A 20,054-nucleotide genomic window follows, 5' to 3' on the forward strand; every position below is an offset into this window, starting at 1 on the left:
AACGCCTCTATCATGTCCTCGTCCATTTCCCCGCTCGATTGGCTCAGTGGCTTGCAAAGTCTCAGTAGCACGTCGTCAGATCAGCGTCATGCGGTATTAGTTACCATCACCGCGGCACTTGGCTCTACGCCGCGTGGCACAGGCACCCGTATGCTGGTCACACCCGCGACGCAATACGGCACGATAGGTGGCGGGCATCTGGAATGGAAAGCGCTGGCAATGGCGCGTTTGTGGCTATCTGAAACCCTATTTAAAACAAGCTCACCACGTACTGAAAAACTGGCACTTGGCCCTAGTCTGGGGCAATGTTGCGGTGGCGCTGTGCAGATTCAGTTTGACCGCCTGGATCAATGGAGCGATGCAGAATTTACGACGCAGCTCAGTCATTTTCAGCAACAGCGACCGGTGTTACCGCAACTGATTTTATTTGGTGCTGGTCATGTCGGTGCCGCCTTAGTGCAGGTTTTGTCGCAAATTCCTTGCCGGATTCTCTGGGTAGACGAACGCGATCATTTGTTCCCGGCACAATTACCTGCTAACGTACAAACCGAAGCTACCGACACACCGGAAGCCGTCATCGCTCATGCTGAAACCAGCACTTATTTTTTAGTCATGACGCATCATCACGGCTTAGATTTACGCTTGAGCGAACAAATTTTAAAGCGGGGCGACGCAGCGTGGTTTGGACTGATAGGCTCGCAGACCAAACGCGCCAGTTTTGAGCATCGCTTAAAAGAACGTGGCATTCCCGTCCTAGCATTACAAAGCATGATTTGCCCTATCGGCTTGCCAGGTATCCCAGGCAAAGAACCAGGCGTGATTGCGGTTGCAGTTGCCGCACAATTATTGCAGTTATGGTCAACCACCCCTGCACTGCCAGCGAACCCGGTACTGTCTATCAATGCAGCTACAAACTCAGTTATAAACTCAGTTATAAACGCAGTTGCAAACTCAGTTACAAACATACCGACTAATCCATCTTCTATTTTGAGTACAGCAACGCTATGAGTAATCACTTACACGACTTTATTTGTGGTCTGCCGAAAGCCGAACTCCATTTGCATATTGAAGGCTCGCTTGAGCCAGAATTGATGTTCGCACTGGCGCAACGCAATGCGGTCAAACTGCCATACGCATCTGTAGAAGATATCCGTGCTGCATACAACTTTAGTGACCTGCAATCGTTTCTGGATCTGTATTACGCTGGTGCTGCAGTGTTACAGACCGAGCAGGATTTTTATGATTTGACCATGGCCTACATCCAACGGGCATTGGCTGACAATGTGCGCCATGTCGAATTATTTTTTGATCCGCAAACGCATACCGCCAGAGGGATTACGACTGAGGTCGTTTTCGCTGGTATTGCACGCGCCTTGCGCGAGGCCAAAGCAGAACATGATTTTTCTGGCAGTATGATTTTATGTTTCTTGCGCCACCTCAGCGAAGAAGACGCCTTCGCTACGCTGGATGCCGCCATAGCGCTGCGTGATGCATATGCCGATCTGTGGAATGGCATCGGCCTTGATTCTGCCGAAGTTGGCAATCCACCAGAAAAATTTACCCGCGTATTCGCCAAAGCATTAGAGCTAGGTTTCCGCCTGGTCGCACATGCAGGCGAAGAAGGCCCGCCATCCTACATCCACAGCGCACTTGATGTCTTGCAAGTAGAACGCATTGACCACGGCGTCAGAGCGGAGGAAGACGCCGCGCTGATGCAGCGTTTGCAGCAAACACAAATACCACTGACGGTCTGCCCTTTATCTAATTTAAAACTCTGCGTAGTATCCGATTTGCGTCAGCACAATCTGGCGCGCATGTTGCGTGCGGGTCTGTGCATCACCATCAACTCCGACGATCCTGCGTATTTTGGTGGCTATATGAATACTAACTTCATCGCCACAGCCGACGCGCTGGAATTGACACGCGCCGAATTAATACAGTTAGCAAAAAACAGCTTCTGTGCTTCCTTCGCATCGCCGGAACAAAAGCAGGTGTGGCTGAATGAGTTAGATGAATATGTGCGTCTACACTGATGTAAGCTGATCTGACGAAGCGGTTTAAATTTTTGACATATGCGTTTAGCGACTCGACTAAGATCAACATAACCAATACAAGTTGCGGCTTGTTTGCTACAACCGCTTGCCGCCAAATTAATATACTCCCCATAAAATTTTAGCAATTAGGCTTAATGTCCAATCATTATTTGGACGTCTAAAATATACTTACAGCAGTATATTTTCAATCACAAATTATCGCGGCAAAACAACGTCATATCAGATCGCATAAATTCAGATGCCCCCAATTAAAATCATCGCAAAATTTCAGGCAAAAAAAAGCCCGCAGAGTGTGCGGGCTGAAATCCAAACCTTTACGGTGTTGGAGGAGACAGGTGTAACTATATCGCAGTGCAGCAAATAAACAAAACATTATTTTTGCATATCAATCATTCACAAAGCGAATATCAAATTACCGAGTCTTTCCTCTAAATTTTCCCTCAAAATATTACGCAACATCAAAGCGAATTTACTTCCATAGGAAAGCCCGTCATTTTCTATGCGGAACAAACTACTATTGATTTCATAGGCAAAAAAAAGCCCGCGACCTTGAGGTTGCGGGCTGAAATCCAAACCTTTACGGTGTTGGAGGAGACAGGTTCACTTTATCGCAGCGCAGCAAATAAGGCTGCTTTATTTTTCGTATACCAGTTATTTCCAAAACACATAATGTTCATTTACAGCAACATGTTAATAAGATAGGACTTACCCACCGCTAAATTCAGTTAAATGACAAGCTGAAAAATGTTGCGGAGCTATCTCTCTCAGAGAGGGCTGTTCGACCGCGCAACGTGGCATAGCATGCGGACAGCGCGGATGAAAGTAGCATCCAGAAGGTGGATTCAGCGGAGATGGAATTTCACCCTTGATAGCAAAAAATGTGGTTTTTTTCACCTCCAGCTTAGGTGCTGCGGCCATCAATGCTTGCGTATAGGGATGGTTGGCATGTCCAAATATCTCTTCTGCAGGTGCCGACTCCACCACTTTGCCCAAATACATAATCACCACCCGATCGGACAAATGGCGCACCACGCCAAGATCATGGCTAATAAACAGATAGGTCAGGTTTAATTCCTGCCGTAGCTGCATAAATAAGTTCAGCACTTGCGCCTGAATCGAGACGTCCAACGCTGCGACGGCTTCATCACAGACCAAAAATTCGGGCTTCACAGCCAGCGCGCGGGCAATGCCTATCCGCGCACGCTGGCCGCCAGAAAACTGATGTGGAAAGCGCCGTAAAACAGCAGGATCTAAACCGACCCGCTGCAACAAATTTTCGACATAAGACTTTTGTTCAGAGGCTGAAATAATCTGATGCACAACAGGCGCTTCGCCAATAATGTCTTGCACTCGCATACGCGGATTAAGAGACGCATACGGGTCTTGAAAAATCATTTGTATGCCAAGCTGTACCTTGCGCTGTGCAGTACTTTCCATTTGCCTCACTTCTTGCCCGCGCCACCAACGCGAACCCTCAGACAACGAATGCAAACCGACTGCCATGCGTCCTAGAGTCGATTTACCACAACCAGATTCACCAACCAGACCAACCACCTCCCCAGCTTGCACAACCAAGTCAATTTGATCAACCGCGTGCACGGTCTGTTGCTGCATATTGGCACCAAACACATTAGCGATCCTGGCGGCGGTATCCAATGGTTTGACGAAACGTTTGCTGACATTGCGTAGCTCTAATATCGGTGTAGCGTCAGAGTGAATAATGCTCATGCGACTAACTCGCTCTCTAAGGGTGCTGGATGAAAACAACGCACAGAGCGGCCATCGATCTCTGTTAAAGCTGGCACATTGGCGCAATCGCTCTGCGCCTGACTGCAACGCTCACGAAAAGCACAACCGACTGGCAAGTTTAATAGAGAGGGTGTCATGCCGGGAATCTGATGTAAAGCCTGACCACGCGGGTTACGTGACGGCGCAGAGGCGATCAAGCCATAGGTATAAGGGTGACGTGGTTGGTTCAGTACTTGCTCCACCGTACCACTCTCAACAATCCGGCCAGCGTACATCACGCTCACGGTATCGGCCAATCCGGCGATCACCGATAAGTCATGCGTAATCCAGATTAAGGAGGTACCGGATTCGCGGCAAAGTTTTTGCATCTCAAACAGAATTTGTCCTTGTATCGTCACGTCCAAGGCCGTGGTCGGCTCGTCGCAAATAATCAAATCAGGTTTATTCAGCAGAGCAATCGCAATCGCCACACGCTGACGCATGCCGCCAGAAAATTGATGCGGATACGACATCAACCGCTCATCCGGTGAAGGAATGCCAACCCGTACCAAAGCATCACGTGCCATTTCCATCGCAGCAGATTTACTTACTTTGTGATGGGCAAAAATGGCCTCGGTCATTTGCGTGTCTATCCGCAATACCGGATTTAAAGTCATCATCGGATCTTGAAAAATCATCGCAATGCGGTCGCCTCTTACCTGGCGCATTTGCTCTGCAGACATCGCCCGCAAGTCCTGACCTTTGAGTAAAATTTGCCCTCCCACGACTTTACCCGGGGCATCAATCAAACCCATGATGGAATAACCGGTCATCGATTTGCCCGACCCAGATTCGCCCACTAATCCCATAATTTGTCCTGGCATCACGGAGAACGAAACATCATTCACTGCAGTTGCTACTCCTGCCCGGGTATGGAATTCGGTCGTCAATCCTTCGACAGTCAGCATCGGTTGCGTGGGTTGCGTTGCTTGTTTTAGTTCTGGCATCACGTCCTCTTATTGTGTCTGCAAACGCGGGTTAAGCACATCGCGCAACTGATCGGCTACCAGATTGATGGACACTACCGTCACTAATAAAGCGATGCCCGGGAAGAAACTAATCCAGTATTTACCCGACAGCAGGTATTGGAAGCCATTCGCAATCAACAGTCCCAGTGAGGGTTCAGTGACTGGCAAACCCAAACCTAAAAAGGATAACGTCGCCTCTAGTGAAATCGCCGAAGCTACCTGCAATGCAGCGATCACAATCAACGGCGGTAAGCAATTAGGTAGCAGGTGTCGCAAAATAATCCGGGCAGGTGACAAACCCAAGCCCATTGCAGCTTCCACATATTCCTTTTTACGCTCCACCAAGGCTGCGCTCCTTGCGGTGCGAGCGTAGTAAGCCCATTGCACTGCGACCAGCGCGATGATGATTTTGCCTACGCCCTGTCCGCTCAGCGCCAGCAAAATCAAGGCAATCAAAATCGGTGGAAACGATAACTGGATATCGGCAATCCGCATAATCAGGGATTCAATCTTGCCGCCTGCGTAGCCAGCAAACAGTCCCAGCGTTAGGCCAATCACCAGGGCAATCACGGTACTGCTGACACCAACCATCACAGAAATACGCAAGCCATAAATAATCGCAGACAGCATGTCACGTCCCTGCTCATCGGTACCCATCAGAAAACGTAATTTGCCGTCGGCCGACATCTGGCCAGGCTCCAGACGCGAATCCATCACATCTAAATTACCGAGATCGTAGGGATCTTGAGGTGATATCCAGGGGGCGAAAACTGCCGCCAACAAAATCAATACCAGCAACACTAAACCAGCCGTAGCGATTTTGCTTTCAAAAAATTGACGGGTAAATCGCCGGAACGGCGTATCCGCTTTAAACGGGGCGGCTGTTTTTTGCACTGTCGTCGTCATGATTTGCTCTCAGAAAGTCGGACTCGCGGATCGAGCAAAGAATACAAAACATCTACCACCAAATTAATCAAAATAAACATCGTCACAATCAGCAGCAAATACGCCACGATGACAGGCCGGTCCAGTACACGGATAGAATCAATAATCAGCTTACCCATGCCCGGCCAGGCGAACACCGATTCAGTCACAATCGCGAACGCAATAATCGAACCGAATTGCAAAGCAATCACGGTAATGATGGGTATTAAAATATTTTTGAGTACATGCACGCCAATGATGCGGCTATTTCGCAAACCCTTGGCACGTGCAAATTTGACATAGTCTTGCAGCAACGCTTCTTGTGCACCAGCACGCGTCAGGCGTATGACCAATGCGACGTTAAACAAGGCAAGGTTAAATGCGGGCATCAAGATATGTCGGAGACCATCCCAGCTTAAAAAACTCACAGGGATACCGAAGAGCAAACTGGTTTCGCCTCGTCCGCTGGATGGCAGCCAGCCTAACTGTACGGCAAACACCATAATCAGCATCAACCCGACCCAAAATGTAGGCAATGAAAAACCGAGGATGGAAACCGCCATAATCGTTTTTCCCGCTACGCCGTTGGGACGCAACCCGGCCCACAAACCAAGCGGTACGCCCATCACTACCGACAACACAATGGCGCAGACTGCAAGCTCCATCGTTGCTGGCATGCGTTCAAAAATCAGGGCAAGAGCGGGCGTAGAAAATGCAAATGAGCGCCCCATATCACCACTGAGTGCATTTTTTAAAAATATGAAATATTGCTCCACCATCGGTTTATCTAAACCAAATGCGGCAATGGTGCGGGCACGCTCCAGCTGATCGGCGTCTGGGCTAATCAATACATCAATCGGATTGCCGATTGCATACACGCCGGCAAACACCAGCAGCGACATCACCAGTAAAACAATGATGCTTTGCATCAGACGGCGAATAATAAAAACCAACATGCTACTTCCTGTTCCACTGTGAAAACTTACTTAAACTACGTCAAGCGCCATCGCTATATTCTCGTATATGGAAATGAGAATGAGCGATGGCGAAGTAAGGCAGATACGACTATTCAGGTCTGACTACTTGGCACTGAAATCATAAGCATGAGTGCGTTCGTCGGTACGTGGAATATAGGTAATATTCTTCTTCATCGCCCAGGTCGTCACCTGCTGATGAATCGGAATGATCTCGGCATCATTGATCACCAGCGCAGTCGCATCTTGCAATAACTTCAGACGGACTTTATCGTCTACTGTATTCATTGCCTTACCTAATATTTCATTCACTTTAGGATTACAATATTTGAGATAGTTGTTACCGCCAAACCCTTTTTCAGGCTCATCACAGGCGGCAATCGCGCGTAAAGGGGAAGAGACTTCCCCAGTCTGTGCGCCCCAACCGAGCAAGCCAATTGAGTATTCGCGCTTAATCCCACGGGAGGCATAGATCGACATTGGCATACCTTCTACCTTAGCTGCAATACCAATTTTTGACAGCATCTGCGCGATAGTCTGGGTAATTTTCTCATCATTGACATAACGATTATTCGGCGTCTGGATCGTGACACCAAAGCCGTTGGGATAACCAGCCTCGGTCAATAATTTTTTCGCCATGTCAGGATCATATTTCATGACTTTGAGTTCGGGATTATGACCAAATAAAGTGATAGGAACCAAGTTGGCAGTCGGCTGTGACAGTCCTTCCATAACACGATCTTTAATCGCTTCACGATTGATTGCCATCGAAATCGCTTTACGTACCCGGATGTCTTTCAATGGATTTTTATCCATAGGTTTGCCATCTTTGTCTGTGATAAACGGAGATTTATCGCGTGTACCATCCAGATATAAATAGATAAGACGGTGCGATACTTTTGACATCATGGTCAGATTGGTGTCGCTACGGATACGCGCGACGTCGGGGGTCGGTACGTTCTCCAAGGCTTGCACATCACCTGCTAACAGAGCCGCAATGCGGGTCGCGCCGTTGGGGATAAAACGCAAAGTCACTTTGCTCCATTTACCGACTTTTTTGCCCCAATAACCATCGAAGCGGTCCATTTCAATTCTGTCGTCACGCAGAAATTTTACAAACTTATACGAACCGGTGCCGACCATCCCTTTGCCGCTAGAAAAATCATCGCTGGTCAAACCTTGCGTGGCTTTTTTAGAAACGATGTAAATCGCTGACAAATCCGGCAACATTAACGGGTAAGGCTCTTTGGTCGTCAGGCGAATGGTATAGGCATCGACGATCTTTTTATTGATGATTGCTTTGGTGTAGACATCAAATTTGCCCGGGCTACCTACGATGGTTGCCGGACGATCTAATGACCACATCACGTCGTCGGCAGTCATTTCGGAACCATCATGAAACTTGACGCCTTTGCGCAGTTTTAATTCCCAGGTCAGGTTATTCACCAGCGTCCATGATTCTGCCAGGCCAGGGATGATGCGACTATCGGCATCCATCGTGACCAGAGTCTCAAACATATGGTCTGAGACATTCAGGTTAGGAAACACATTATAAAAGTGAGGATCGAGCGAAGTCGGCGGCGAACTCATTGCCAATTTAAATTCTTGCGCAAAACTCTGGGGCGAGACAGCCATTAATGTAGAGAACGCAGAGATACTGGCGGCCAGCAACACTGTGCGTGGTTTTATTTTTATTTTGCTTTTGATTGTGTGCAGCATCGACATCGAAGACTCCTTAAAAATAGTACGGAACGGTGCTCACAATCAGGTTCTTAGGATAGAAAACGAACTAGATTCCGATTGCAGCAAAATGATTTACACTTGAATTTATTAATACAGTTTCTTGACGCTATTTTTTGACACTGTTTTTACAACACGCACTAAGGCGAAAACCTTTGGCGATTGCACATCTAATGTAGGGATGATGGCTTGCACTGATTGATTGTTTGCTCGATCTTTTGCCTTATCTTTTTGCCCGATTACTTGCCAATCTGCATTGTGCAACAACATACACTGCGCACTGTTTTGGCGCAACAAATTAGCAAGTATTCTGAGTGAATTCTTAGGTTCGCTATTGGTTCGCTATTTTGTTCGCCATTGCTAACGCTATTGCTCACTATTTGTACGGAGAACATCATGCAATTAATTGACCCTATCCTCCAGTTCCATACAGAGCTACAACAAATCCGACGCGATATTCACGCCCATCCCGAGCTGAGTTTCGAAGAGCATCGCACCTCAGACGTGGTGGCCCGCAAGTTACAAGAATGGGGCATCCCTGTCATTCGCGGGCTTGGCATCACCGGCGGGGTCGGCATCATCAAAAACGGTAGCAGCCAGCGCGCCATCGGATTACGTGCTGACATTGATGCTTTACCGATGCAAGAATTTAATACCTTTCCGCATGCCTCAAAAAATGAAGGCAAAATGCATGCCTGCGGCCATGATGGTCACACGGCGATGCTGCTAGGTGCGGCACATTATTTATCTCAGCACAAAGAATTTGACGGAACCGTGTATGTCATCTTCCAACCAGCGGAAGAAGGCGGTGGCGGCGCCAAGCGCATGATGGATGACGGCTTGTTTGAACAATGCCCGGTGGAGGCCGTATTTGGCATGCATAACTGGCCTGGTGCGGCGGTTGGCAGTTTTGGCGTGACCTCAGGGCCAATGATGGCTTCGTCCAATGAATTTGAAGTCGTCGTCAAAGGTAAAGGCGCGCATGCGGCACAACCTCACAAGGGCATCGATCCCATCATGGTCGCGGTACAAATTGCGCAAAGCTGGCAAACGATTATCACCCGCAATAAAAGCCCGCTGGACACCGCGGTGCTGTCCATTACCCAAATCCACGCCGGTAGTGCAACCAATGTCATCCCCGATGAAGCCAGCTTAATCGGTACGGTGCGCGGCTTCACCACATCGGTGGTGGATCTGCTGGAAAACCGGATGCGTGCTATTGCAGAACATACTGCCGCTGCCTTTGATGCCTCCGTTGAATTTAGCTTTAAACGTAACTATCCGCCACTGATCAATCACGCCAGAGAAACCGCCTTTGCTGTCGATGTAATGCGCTCTATCGTCGGAGATGAGCGCGTCGATGCGCAGGTAGAACCCACTATGGGCGCAGAAGATTTTGCCTTTATGTTGCAGGCCAAACCGGGTTGTTATGTCTTCTTAGGCAATGGCGATGGCGAGCACCGCGATATGGGCCATGGTCTGGGACCATGCAACCTGCATAACCCCAGTTATGACTTTAACGATGATTTGCTACCGATAGGCGCAACTTATTGGGTACGACTGGCAGAAGCCTACTTGAAAAATACAAGCCCATAGCCATCTAAAGCAAGCTATACATCAGCTACACAAAATTTCCACCCACTACACCAATCCAACCAAACGACAATATTATGGCCGACGAAAATAACAACGACAACGCACCACGTAGCCCTTTTCTGGAAGAAAAAGCCTTCAAATCACGCACCGTGCTGGTATTTGGCACCATCAACGACAAGTTGGCTGCTGATGTCAGCAAGCGTCTGATCGCGCTGGCGGCTGAATCCAAAGATCCGATCACGATATTGGTATCGTCGCCCGGCGGCCATGTGGAATCAGGCGACGTGATTCATGACATCGTCAAGTTTATCGATGCACCGGTAAATATGGTCGGTACTGGCTGGGTCGGCAGCGCCGCGGTGAATGTATTTTTGGCGGTGCCAAAAGAGCGTCGCTTCTGCCTGACCAATACCCGCTTCCTGATCCATCAACCAAGCGGCGGCGCAGGCGGACAAGCCAGCGACATCGCCATCCAGGCGCGTGAAATCGTCAAAGTCCGTGAACGCATTGCAGCCTTGATCGCAAAAGAGTCAGGGCAATCGCTGGAAAGAGTCACGACCGACATTGACCGCGATTATTGGATGAATGCATCCGAGGCCAGCGAATACGGTCTGGTATCACGCATTATCGTCAAGCAAACTGAATTAAGTTAATTACTGGAAATATATACTCCTACCATGTATATTTTATTGTCCATATAATCTCTGGACAATATCGTGTTTTTAGTAAAAATGAGGGGGAGTATATTGTTTTGCAGATGTTTTTTTATCGTTAAGGTATCGCAATAGCACTACTTTAACGCTTGGTGAGTTTCAGATTTGAGACATGCTTAAGAACCTGTCAGCTTGGTGTTTAAGATGCCACCTGACAGGTTTTTTTATCTCAAAATTCTTCCCAGTCATCCGTTTCCACCGTAGCGACTTTAGACTTTGCAGCGCCAGAACTACCGTTACGCGGAGCTGCCGTGGTGGATTTTGGCAAAGCGCGGGCAACTGGTTTGGGCTTGTTTGCCACAGACATAGAACGTGCGGCAACGATGGATGATTTGCCGGATGAAGTGCGGCTGAGGTTAGTTTGGTCGAGTTTGAATACGCTGACGATTTCGCTGAGATTCGCGGCTTGATCCTGCAAGGATTTTGCTGCCGCGGCGGCCTCTTCGACCAAGGCGGCATTCTGTTGCGTAACCTGGTCCATCTGGGTGACAGCGGTGTTGATCTGATCAATCCCCGAGCTTTGTTCTGCGCCAGCGGCACTGATTTCGCTGATGATGTCACTGACCCGCCGGACGCTTTCAACCACCTCATTCATCGTATTACCTGCCTGATCCACCAGTCGTGAGCCCTGATCTACTTTTTCAACCGAATCATTGATCAGTTCCTTAATCTCTTTTGCTGCGCTGGCAGAACGTTGCGCAAGATTACGCACTTCCGACGCAACTACTGCAAATCCTCGTCCCTGCTCGCCGGCACGGGCAGCCTCAACAGCAGCATTCAATGCCAGAATATTTGTCTGGAAGGCGATGCCGTCAATGACACCGATAATATCGACAATTTTTTTCGATGAGGCATTAATCGACCCCATCGTATCAACCACTTGTGAGACCACATCACCGCCTTTCATCGCGACCTGCGTGGCAGAAATCGACAGTTGATTTGCTTGCCGTGCATTGTCGCTGTTGTGTCTGACGGTCGAGGTTAATTCCTCCATAGAAGATGCTGTCTCTTCCAATGAACTAGCCTGAGTTTCGGTGCGGTTGGATAAATCCATATTACCTTGCGCAATCTGCATCGACGCAGACGCAATTTGATCCGTTCCGTTGCGGACTTCACTGACAACTTTCAGCAGACTTGCGTTCATTTCTTTGAGCGCCTGCAGCAACATACCGGTCTCGTCCTTGCTAGTTACATCGATCTGACTAGTCAGATCACCAGATGCTACCGTTTGCGCTACCTTGACTGCATACTGCAAAGGACTGGAGACAACGTTAGCAATCCAGTACGCCAACGTCAGCCCTAACAAAATGCTTGCGGCAAGAACGCCAATAATCCATAAGCGCGAGCTTTTATACACTTCAGTACTTTGCTGATAGGAGGCAGCGGCACCCTCACTGTTGATCTTGACCAGTTTGTCGACAATCGTACGAATCTGGGTATTTAGCTTGGATGATTCATTACGCAAAATTGCTGTTGCGTCCTTGTTGTTACCCTCATGCGCCAGAGCAGCCATTTTGTCCGAGAGTGCGAGATAGCTACTCATCATTTTCAGGTACTCGTCGAACTCGGCTTTTTCTTGTGGCAAGCTGATCAAAACCTGATATTTTTTCTCATATTCTCTGAGCCCGGCAACGGCCTCTTTGACCCGTCCGGCATATTTATCAGCCTCTTCTGGACTCTCGGCAGAAACAACCTGCGCCTCTTGCGAGCGGATACGGGAGATACGCTCTTTAATCCCCATCGCGGCATCAACACTCGGCAACCAGTTGGTACCGAGATCCGTGGTGGTCTGGTTCACCTGAGCTAATTGATAGATAGAAAACACACCGAGAAAGCAGGTGAGCAATAACAAGGTAATAAAGCCCACAAATAGTTTTGCCGAAATCTTCAGGTCATAAAACAATTTCACGGTAAGTCCTTCCAATGAAGTAATAACGATCGGGAATTGCCAAACAAGATGCTGAAAAATATTGCTTAGAGAATATATGTCTGATGAGTCTGTGATTAATGTATAGGGGATTACTGAATGTATGGGTAATTATAGAAAATGTATACGCTTTACACTCCTGAACAACGGTATTGATTCAATTTGTATTCAGTTTTTCAGGCATAAAAAATCCGCTTGAAGCCAATCAAGCGGACGGGAGGAAACGAATTGATGTCACTATTCTGACATCAGACTCGGGAATCTAATCCATTCCTATTGCCGTTGCCTGGTAGGCCTTTGTCTTCACAGCAGGACTAGCGGGTCGTGCTTTGATGCCATGTGCCGGTGCCGGTGCCGGTGCCGCAGACGATAGCTTGAACACATCGAGTGCTTGGGTCAGATGATCCGCTTGCTCTTCCAGTGACTCTGCAGCCGCAGCGGCCTGTTCTACCAAGGCGGAGTTTTGCTGTGTCATCTCGTCCATCTGGCCGATAGCGACGCTCACCTCTTGTATGCCTGCACTTTGCTCTTGGCTGGCTGATGTAATCTCCGCCATGATGTCGCTGACGCGTTTAACCGAGGCAACGATCTCATCCATCGTATTACCGGCCTGATCCACCAATTGCGAACCGATATTAACTTTATCGACTGAGTCACCGATCAGAGTTTTGATTTCTTTTGCGGCTGCGGCACTTCTTTGCGCCAAATTACGTACTTCAGAGGCAACCACCGCAAAACCACGGCCTTGCTCACCTGCGCGTGCCGCTTCTACTGCAGCATTCAGTGCCAGAATATTGGTTTGAAATGCGATGCCATCAATCACCGCAATAATGTCGACGATCTTTTTAGAGGACTGATTAATTTCCGCCATGGTTGTTACCACCTGGCTCACCACATTTCCGCCCTTAACTGCCACGCCGGAGGCGCTTTGTACCAACTGATTTGCCTGACGTGCATTGTCGGCATTTTGTTTTACGGTATCGGTTAATGTCTCCATCGAGCTGGCGGTTTCTTCCAGGCTACTGGCTTGCGATTCGGTACGGCTGGATAAGTCTGCATTACCAGAAGCGATCTCTGAGCTGGCAACTTTAATGGTTTCTGCAGACGTTTTAATGTCAGAGACCATAGATTGCAAACGCACCTGCATTTCTTGCAAGGCAGATAGCAAACTCGCTCCATGTTCGCCATCGACACTGATTTCCATACTCAAATCACCGGCAGCAACGGCAGCAGCGATTTCGCGGGCATATTCTGGCTCACCACCTAATTGTTGCCAGATCGTACGCACGACAAAGAAGGACACTACACCCAAAGAAATTGTCACCATCAGTGCGACCAAAATTGCGGTGTAAAGCACGTTGCGAACGTTATCGCCGCTTTTCTCAATACCCATGCTGAATTGACTTTGTGCCGTTTCTACGGTTTTGGTCAAATCGGCCTGCAAGATTTTTAACGCACTTTGCATGGTGCCGATCTCTGCTTGCGGATCACCTTGCTCAATCTCCAGCATGATTTTGGCGACCTTTAGGGCGGGCGCATAATAGGCATCAAACTCGCCGCTTAATTTATCGGAGAGTGCTTTTTGACCTGGCACTTCACCTAATTTTTTGAGTTTTTCTTTCACTTTTTTGGCAGTCTCAGCCACCGCATCAATACGCTTTTTATCACCTTCAGATACGGCGTCCCTCAACATGTCGGTCAAACCCTGAACATCGGAGGACAAAATTTTTGCGCGGTCGAGTACAGGATAGTCGACATCAGCAGTAGCTTTAATCGACGAAATCGCTATGGTAGAAAAATATACACTGACTGCCAGACCAACACCGAAAATGACCGTGGCAATGACTGGTAAGGCCCATATTCTGCGTTTAATGCTCATGTCTTCGCCTTTACTTGCTAATAATTCAAATGAACGAAATCGTTATCAATTGCTGAGTGTCTCAACTACTAAACACGATACGTGTAAACCAAAAGATACAGGGAAATAGCCTAGCTTGTTTTGTCAAAACAATGAAAAATATTGTGTCTTAACACACGCTTTGCTCTTGTACGCGCTAGCTGCGCATTACATTTATTTTTTTTACTCTCACCAGAGTCTGACATAAAAAATAATCGATCCTGAGTTACATCTACTCAATACAGCCATTAATTCGCGATGACTTTAACCGTAACATCTACACTGGATTTTTCAATATAGCCGATCGCATTCAAATCAGACGCAACCGCTTTCTTTACTTCGGCGCTGGAGCCATATTCTTTAGGTAAAGTACCTTTGCCGGTAAAGACCAATTTTGACCAAATTGCCTTTACTTGTGATGGCTCTTTATCTGCCACTTTTTTATAAAATTCCGCTCGTATGGCTGAGTTTTCCGGCTGATCTAACGGTGTAAAAGTAGTAGATTTACCGAGAAAATACTGCGCCACTTGTTCCGGCGTCATATTTGCTAGGGGATTTTTAGGGTTCACCACAATAACCACATCTGCCATTGCTGGAATAGCAAAAAGCGTCAGGCTGGCGGTAACAAGACTGGCTTGAATAATTTTTTTCATGTCGTCCCCCTTAAAATACGAAATCAATAGCAGCCGCAACGACATTCACAGGACCCTGGAATGTTGGCTTGGCGTTCACGAAGGTACCGGCGCCATTTTCTGGAGACAATCTGTCAAACTGTATTTTCAGATCAGCGGATTTGTTGAAGTCCCAACGTATGCCAATACTATTGCTGGTTTGTATCGGTGCCAGTGATGCCAATACGTTGGCACCTGCAGTTAATCCTGCTAAGGGTCCTGTCGTTGGTAATCCTGCGACCGTTCTTGGGCTGTCTTGTTTGACAGAGCCGTGAGTGAAGTATGGAGTAAATTTGCCAAAGCGGTAGCCAAACATGGTGTACCAGGAGGAGGTGTCTGGTAAGGAGACGCTCTCTGATTTACGTTTGCCGTATTCCGTTTGTACTAAAATATTTTTCCAGTCGACGGTGAGTCCAAGCGAGGTGAACGTCGCTTTGTTGTCGTGGAGTTTGAGGCTATTGGCTTGGGATGTGAAACCAAATTGGTTTAAACCACCGACTACTGCATTTAAAGAGGGGGAGTCATCAACGCTAAATTTTGTGTAGATATGTCCGAAGCGAACCGTAAAAGGTCCATTCTCTAACACCATGTTGAGTCCGGCTATGCTTTTAAATTTCGCGGTGTAGGAGTTGCCGTTGCCCTTTGTTTCACTTTGTCCTGCTGCGACCTGTGTTGTCAGTGTGCTTTCGCCAAACGAGCTTTGATATATCGCATCTACACCGTCAACATTTTCTAAGTTGACCTGGCTGTACATTTCTACCGGTGGACGTAGGTAGGTGCTGGCGTAGCCTACATTGAGGTAGTCGGAGATCATGTAGACCGGGAGTCCCATACGGCCTACGCGGACATTTAAATTGTCGGTGACTTTGAATTTGGCGAAGGCCCAGGCGAGTTCGCCGCCAAACTCGTCGGTGACGTGTTTGCGTACTAAGCCTTGCGCTGTGAATGAAAGCCAGTCGTTCATTTTGGCGGTAGCTTGTATACCAAAATTAGAATCCACACCAGTACCTGCGCTGGTTTTAACGCCGCCTAGTTGGGCGACACGAGCAAATTCTGCGTCATCCGTGGAGGCGCGGGTTAACGCTGCTGTGCCAAAGCCGCTGATCGTAATCGTCGGACCATCAGGTATATCTGCGGCGTAGGCTGTGGAAATTGCCAATGGCAATGCAAGCAGGCCGAGGTAGGGCTTTAGTTTCATAAACGCCTCTTTTATATTGAACATCATGCATGTAATACAACGGAAAATCATCAAAACAAATGAAATGAACCGCCAATACTAAAAAAGCACAACAACAAATTACATTGCAAATCTAAAGAGATTACGACTTAAACTGAATTCGAAAATGAAATCAAAACTAAAGCGCTCTGTTGCAGAAACATTTACTCACAACAGAGCGCAAACCTGAACCAGGCTTATGGAAGACTGACGACTACTTTGACACTGGAATCGACCGCAGATTTTTCGATATAACCGATCAAATTAGCATCTGCAGCAACGGCTTTTTTGACGTCCGCACTAGAGCCATATTCTTTAGGTAAAGTACCTTTACCGGTAAAGACCAGTTTCGACCAAATCGACTTCACCTGAGATGGCTCTTTGTCCGCTACTTTTTTATAAAACTCTGAGCGAATTGCAGAACTCTCCGGCTGATCTACTGGCGTTAATTTGGCAGATTTACCAAGGAAAAATTGTGCTACCTCATCTGCCGACATAGCAGAAGCGGCACTCTTTGCGCTAACGATGGCAACAACTTCTGCCATTGCTGGAATAGCAAAAAGCGTCAGGCTGGCGGTAACAAGACTGGCTTGAATAATTTTTTTCATGTCGTCCCCCTTAAAATACGAAATCAATAGCAGCCGCAACGACATTCACAGGACCCTGGAATGTTGGCTTGGCGTTCACGAAGGTACCGGCGCCATTTTCTGGAGACAATCTGTCAAACTGTATTTTCAGATCAGCGGATTTGTTGAAGTCCCAACGTATGCCAATACTATTGCTGGTTTGTATCGGTGCCAGTGATGCCAATACGTTGGCACCTGCAGTTAATCCTGCTAAGGGTCCTGTCGTTGGTAATCCTGCGACCGTTCTTGGGCTGTCTTGTTTGACAGAGCCGTGAGTGAAGTATGGAGTAAATTTGCCAAAGCGGTAGCCAAACATGGTGTACCAGGAGGAGGTGTCTGGTAAGGAGACGCTCTCTGATTTACGTTTGCCGTATTCCGTTTGTACTAAAATATTTTTCCAGTCGACGGTGAGTCCAAGCGAGGTGAACGTCGCTTTGTTGTCGTGGAGTTTGAGGCTATTGGCTTGGGATGTGAAACCAAATTGGTTTAAACCACCGACTACTGCATTTAAAGAGGGGGAGTCATCAACGCTAAATTTTGTGTAGATATGTCCGAAGCGAACCGTAAAAGGTCCATTCTCTAACACCATGTTGAGTCCGGCTATGCTTTTAAATTTCGCGGTGTAGGAGTTGCCGTTGCCCTTTGTTTCACTTTGTCCTGCTGCGACCTGTGTTGTCAGTGTGCTTTCGCCAAACGAGCTTTGATATATCGCATCTACACCGTCAACATTTTCTAAGTTGACCTGGCTGTACATTTCTACCGGTGGACGTAGGTAGGTGCTGGCGTAGCCTACATTGAGGTAGTCGGAGATCATGTAGACCGGGAGTCCCATACGGCCTACGCGGACATTTAAATTGTCGGTGACTTTGAATTTGGCGAAGGCCCAGGCGAGTTCGCCGCCAAACTCGTCGGTGACGTGTTTGCGTACTAAGCCTTGCGCTGTGAATGAAAGCCAGTCGTTCATTTTGGCGGTAGCTTGTATACCAAAATTAGAATCCACACCAGTACCTGCGCTGGTTTTAACGCCGCCTAGTTGGGCGACACGAGCAAATTCTGCGTCATCCGTGGAGGCGCGGGTTAACGCTGCTGTGCCAAAGCCGCTGATCGTAATCGTCGGACCATCAGGTATATCTGCGGCGTAGGCTGTGGAAATTGCCAATGGCAATGCAAGCAGGCCGAGGTAGGGCTTTAGTTTCATATAGTTCCTTTTTAGTAAAACGTAGTGGTAAATTACTCTCTCAAACAACAGGTGTTCATCTCTCGTGGTGAGAGACTTGAGTGATTTGGTGTGATCTGAAATGCACGGACAGATAGTCGAAAAAATGATCAATCAGTAGTCAATGGCTAGCATGCAACGAATGTATCACCGACCTGTAGCTACTCAATAATTAATCGATAATTATTCGATTTATGTCCGGTTTGCGCTCAAGGGGCGCTAAGTTACCACAAAGCAACGATTTAGGATTAATACTCTATTTTTATTTTTATTTTTATCCTAGCTTAGCCGATTGGTATTTTTTATCAAGTTTGAAAAATGATTGCGAGCAATTTCGCAACAAGTATGTAATTTGCTCGTGTGGAATAAGATTTCCACTGTTTTTTAGTTTAGAGTAGTTGGTTAGCTAGCTTTATTTTCTTCTCTGCGTTCGGTATTGCCTCTTGTTTTTTCCCTCTGAGCGGCTGCCTCAATTACTCTGTTTCAAACTGAATTCCAGTATTTTTGTCTGAGGACTAGAGATCGGCGCGTACTTCCATTGCGATGCGGCGGCAATCACTTCTTTATCAAATAATTTAGTCGGTTTAGATTTAATAATCTCGACCTGGCTTACCTTGCCATCGGTACCAATGCTGATGCGAGCACTCACAAGACCTTCTGTCACGCCTGCCTGGGTTGCAGCAGCTGGAAATAAAGGCTGTACGCTCGTCAATAATTTAAGTACATTTTGAAAACTCAATTCCACTATTTTTGTTTGCGGACTAGCCAGCGGTGCGTACCTCCATTGCGATAACGCAGCGATCGCTTCTTTATCAAAAACCTTAGTTGGTCTGGCTTTGACAATCTCAACTTGCAGTACTTTACCGTCGCTACCAATGCTGATACGCGTAGTCACAGAGCCCTCAGTCACACCGGCCAAGGTGGCGGTAACTGGGAATGTCGGCTGAACGCTAGACAAGAGTTTTGGTTGGTTTTGCTCTGTATTTTCTTGTGTCTGTACTTGTGATTGCGCAGGCGTTGGTGTTGCAACTACTGCGGGTACAGGTTTAGGTAGTACAGCAGCCACCTGGAGCGGTGGTGCGTCTGCCTGTTTTATTGCGGTGGCGGTTGCTGGTGGTGTGACCGCAGCAGCAGTTGTTTTTACAGGATCATGCACAAGCGGAGCTACCGGCGGAATTACTGTCGTTTTAGCTGCAAGCGTTTTGGCGTCCAACGCTAATTTTGCCTCTTGCTCCAACTTCGTATCTTTAGCGATTTTCGCTAATCTGGCTTCCTCAGCAAGTTGCGCGGGCGTTTTACTTGAAGCCATTTCCATCCACTTGGTGACATCGGCAGTCTCTTCGGTGTGGCGTATTGCATTTTTTACGATACCTGTTGGCGCGGTCGCCGATACAGCCGTCTGGTCAGCTGATGCAGTCACATTAGAATTATCTGGCGCCGGTTTTTTTTGGCAGGCGGAGAGCAATATAACGACACCCAATAGTCCGAAAAGCGGGTGAAAAAAAGTTCTCATAATCTATCCAGTAAAAAGCTGATAGGCAATACCCTCGCCGATTATATTACGGTGAACACATGAAAATGTGAGAATCAACATGTATTCCTGATTGACGTATAGCCAAATAAAAAAACTGGCATCGCGCATTGTCCTCACACAAACTGAGTCAAATTAACCCTCACCGAAAAATATACTCCCACTACGTATATTTTTTTACCCTTATAAATACTGGACGATAGCATTGTTATA

At 47.6% G+C, this 20,054-nt stretch carries 16 protein-coding genes; 4 read left to right on the forward strand and 12 right to left on the reverse strand.

The window, feature by feature from the left end; all coding sequences use genetic code 11:
- The first annotated feature begins 12 nt into the window (after nucleotides 1-12).
- Both xdhC and AAKU64_RS00370 read left to right on the forward strand, forming a co-directional pair.
- Entirely contained in the window at nucleotides 13-1,008 is a 996-nt protein-coding gene (gene xdhC, locus AAKU64_RS00365; RefSeq protein WP_354329179.1) for a xanthine dehydrogenase accessory protein XdhC, read from the forward strand.
- On the forward strand, nucleotides 1,005-2,033 hold the full coding sequence (locus tag AAKU64_RS00370) for an adenosine deaminase (RefSeq protein WP_354329181.1): 1,029 nt from the start codon (nucleotides 1,005-1,007) through the stop codon (nucleotides 2,031-2,033). Before xdhC ends, AAKU64_RS00370 begins: the two co-directional genes overlap by 4 nt.
- Nucleotides 2,034-2,759: 726 nt before the next feature.
- On the opposite strand, the gene AAKU64_RS00375 is transcribed toward AAKU64_RS00370, so the two are convergent.
- The 5 genes from AAKU64_RS00375 to AAKU64_RS00395 form a co-directional block, all read right to left on the reverse strand.
- Nucleotides 2,760-3,782 (reverse strand): ABC transporter ATP-binding protein, encoded by a 1,023-nt coding sequence (locus AAKU64_RS00375; protein WP_354360805.1) that lies wholly within the window; start codon nucleotides 3,780-3,782, stop codon nucleotides 2,760-2,762.
- Nucleotides 3,779-4,789, reverse strand: coding sequence for an ABC transporter ATP-binding protein (locus AAKU64_RS00380; RefSeq protein ID WP_354329185.1), 1,011 nt, complete (start codon nucleotides 4,787-4,789; stop codon nucleotides 3,779-3,781). The genes AAKU64_RS00375 and AAKU64_RS00380 overlap by 4 nt, the downstream gene beginning before the upstream one ends.
- Before the next feature lie 9 nt (nucleotides 4,790-4,798).
- Nucleotides 4,799-5,716, reverse strand: coding sequence for an ABC transporter permease (locus tag AAKU64_RS00385; RefSeq protein WP_354360807.1), 918 nt, complete (start codon nucleotides 5,714-5,716; stop codon nucleotides 4,799-4,801).
- Complete coding sequence (locus tag AAKU64_RS00390) at nucleotides 5,713-6,690, reverse strand: ABC transporter permease (protein WP_354329189.1); 978 nt, start codon at nucleotides 6,688-6,690, stop codon at nucleotides 5,713-5,715. Before AAKU64_RS00390 ends, AAKU64_RS00385 begins: the two co-directional genes overlap by 4 nt.
- Before the next feature lie 123 nt (nucleotides 6,691-6,813).
- Nucleotides 6,814-8,343, reverse strand: a complete 1,530-nt coding sequence (locus AAKU64_RS00395; protein WP_354329356.1) for an ABC transporter substrate-binding protein — start codon at nucleotides 8,341-8,343, stop codon at nucleotides 6,814-6,816.
- 501 nt (nucleotides 8,344-8,844) lie between these two features.
- Between AAKU64_RS00395 and AAKU64_RS00400 the strand changes: the two genes are divergently transcribed.
- Together AAKU64_RS00400 and AAKU64_RS00405 are read left to right on the forward strand one after the other, a co-directional pair.
- Nucleotides 8,845-10,044 carry a M20 aminoacylase family protein gene (locus AAKU64_RS00400; protein ID WP_354360809.1) on the forward strand — a complete coding sequence of 400 codons (1,200 nt, stop codon included), beginning with the start codon at nucleotides 8,845-8,847 and terminating at the stop codon, nucleotides 10,042-10,044.
- A 74-nt stretch (nucleotides 10,045-10,118) separates the two neighbouring features.
- Entirely contained in the window at nucleotides 10,119-10,697 is a 579-nt protein-coding gene (locus tag AAKU64_RS00405) for an ATP-dependent Clp protease proteolytic subunit (protein WP_354329193.1), read from the forward strand.
- Nucleotides 10,698-10,926: 229 nt separating this feature from the next.
- Here AAKU64_RS00405 and AAKU64_RS00410 read toward each other — a convergent pair whose 3' ends face one another.
- The 7 genes from AAKU64_RS00410 to AAKU64_RS00440 form a co-directional block, all read right to left on the reverse strand.
- Complete coding sequence (locus tag AAKU64_RS00410) at nucleotides 10,927-12,666, reverse strand: methyl-accepting chemotaxis protein (protein WP_354329195.1); 1,740 nt, start codon at nucleotides 12,664-12,666, stop codon at nucleotides 10,927-10,929.
- Between the two features lie 280 nt (nucleotides 12,667-12,946).
- Complete coding sequence (locus tag AAKU64_RS00415; protein ID WP_354329197.1) at nucleotides 12,947-14,563, reverse strand: methyl-accepting chemotaxis protein; 1,617 nt, start codon at nucleotides 14,561-14,563, stop codon at nucleotides 12,947-12,949.
- 266 nt (nucleotides 14,564-14,829) lie between these two features.
- Nucleotides 14,830-15,234: a hypothetical protein gene (locus tag AAKU64_RS00420; RefSeq protein WP_354329199.1), complete on the reverse strand. Its 405-nt coding sequence runs from the start codon at nucleotides 15,232-15,234 to the stop codon at nucleotides 14,830-14,832.
- Nucleotides 15,235-15,244: 10 nt separating this feature from the next.
- Nucleotides 15,245-16,450, reverse strand: a complete 1,206-nt coding sequence (locus tag AAKU64_RS00425) for a porin (protein ID WP_354360811.1) — start codon at nucleotides 16,448-16,450, stop codon at nucleotides 15,245-15,247.
- A 215-nt stretch (nucleotides 16,451-16,665) separates the two neighbouring features.
- Nucleotides 16,666-17,076, reverse strand: a complete 411-nt coding sequence (locus AAKU64_RS00430) for a hypothetical protein (RefSeq protein ID WP_354329203.1) — start codon at nucleotides 17,074-17,076, stop codon at nucleotides 16,666-16,668.
- A gap of 10 nt (nucleotides 17,077-17,086) precedes the next feature.
- Nucleotides 17,087-18,292: a porin gene (locus AAKU64_RS00435; RefSeq protein WP_354360811.1), complete on the reverse strand. Its 1,206-nt coding sequence runs from the start codon at nucleotides 18,290-18,292 to the stop codon at nucleotides 17,087-17,089.
- Nucleotides 18,293-18,779: 487 nt separating this feature from the next.
- Entirely contained in the window at nucleotides 18,780-19,823 is a 1,044-nt protein-coding gene (locus AAKU64_RS00440; protein WP_354360813.1) for an energy transducer TonB, read from the reverse strand.
- Nucleotides 19,824-20,054 lie beyond the last annotated feature (231 nt).

This window comes from Undibacterium sp. GrIS 1.8, from assembly GCF_040544445.1.
In the GTDB taxonomy this organism is placed as follows: Bacteria; Pseudomonadota; Gammaproteobacteria; order Burkholderiales; family Burkholderiaceae_D; genus Undibacterium.

Coding starts and splice junctions, on each gene's coding strand:
- xdhC (WP_354329179.1), top strand. CDS start 13: ATGTCCTCGTCCATTTCCCCGCTCGATTGGCTCAGTGGCTTGCAAAGT.
- AAKU64_RS00370 (WP_354329181.1), top strand. CDS start 1,005: ATGAGTAATCACTTACACGACTTTATTTGTGGTCTGCCGAAAGCCGAA.
- AAKU64_RS00375 (WP_354360805.1), bottom strand. CDS start 3,782: ATGAGCATTATTCACTCTGACGCTACACCGATATTAGAGCTACGCAAT.
- AAKU64_RS00380 (WP_354329185.1), bottom strand. CDS start 4,789: ATGCCAGAACTAAAACAAGCAACGCAACCCACGCAACCGATGCTGACT.
- AAKU64_RS00385 (WP_354360807.1), bottom strand. CDS start 5,716: ATGACGACGACAGTGCAAAAAACAGCCGCCCCGTTTAAAGCGGATACG.
- AAKU64_RS00390 (WP_354329189.1), bottom strand. CDS start 6,690: ATGTTGGTTTTTATTATTCGCCGTCTGATGCAAAGCATCATTGTTTTA.
- AAKU64_RS00395 (WP_354329356.1), bottom strand. CDS start 8,343: ATGGCTGTCTCGCCCCAGAGTTTTGCGCAAGAATTTAAATTGGCAATG.
- AAKU64_RS00400 (WP_354360809.1), top strand. CDS start 8,845: ATGCAATTAATTGACCCTATCCTCCAGTTCCATACAGAGCTACAACAA.
- AAKU64_RS00405 (WP_354329193.1), top strand. CDS start 10,119: ATGGCCGACGAAAATAACAACGACAACGCACCACGTAGCCCTTTTCTG.
- AAKU64_RS00415 (WP_354329197.1), bottom strand. CDS start 14,563: ATGAGCATTAAACGCAGAATATGGGCCTTACCAGTCATTGCCACGGTC.
- AAKU64_RS00420 (WP_354329199.1), bottom strand. CDS start 15,234: ATGAAAAAAATTATTCAAGCCAGTCTTGTTACCGCCAGCCTGACGCTT.
- AAKU64_RS00425 (WP_354360811.1), bottom strand. CDS start 16,450: ATGAAACTAAAGCCCTACCTCGGCCTGCTTGCATTGCCATTGGCAATT.
- AAKU64_RS00430 (WP_354329203.1), bottom strand. CDS start 17,076: ATGAAAAAAATTATTCAAGCCAGTCTTGTTACCGCCAGCCTGACGCTT.
- AAKU64_RS00435 (WP_354360811.1), bottom strand. CDS start 18,292: ATGAAACTAAAGCCCTACCTCGGCCTGCTTGCATTGCCATTGGCAATT.
- AAKU64_RS00440 (WP_354360813.1), bottom strand. CDS start 19,823: ATGAGAACTTTTTTTCACCCGCTTTTCGGACTATTGGGTGTCGTTATA.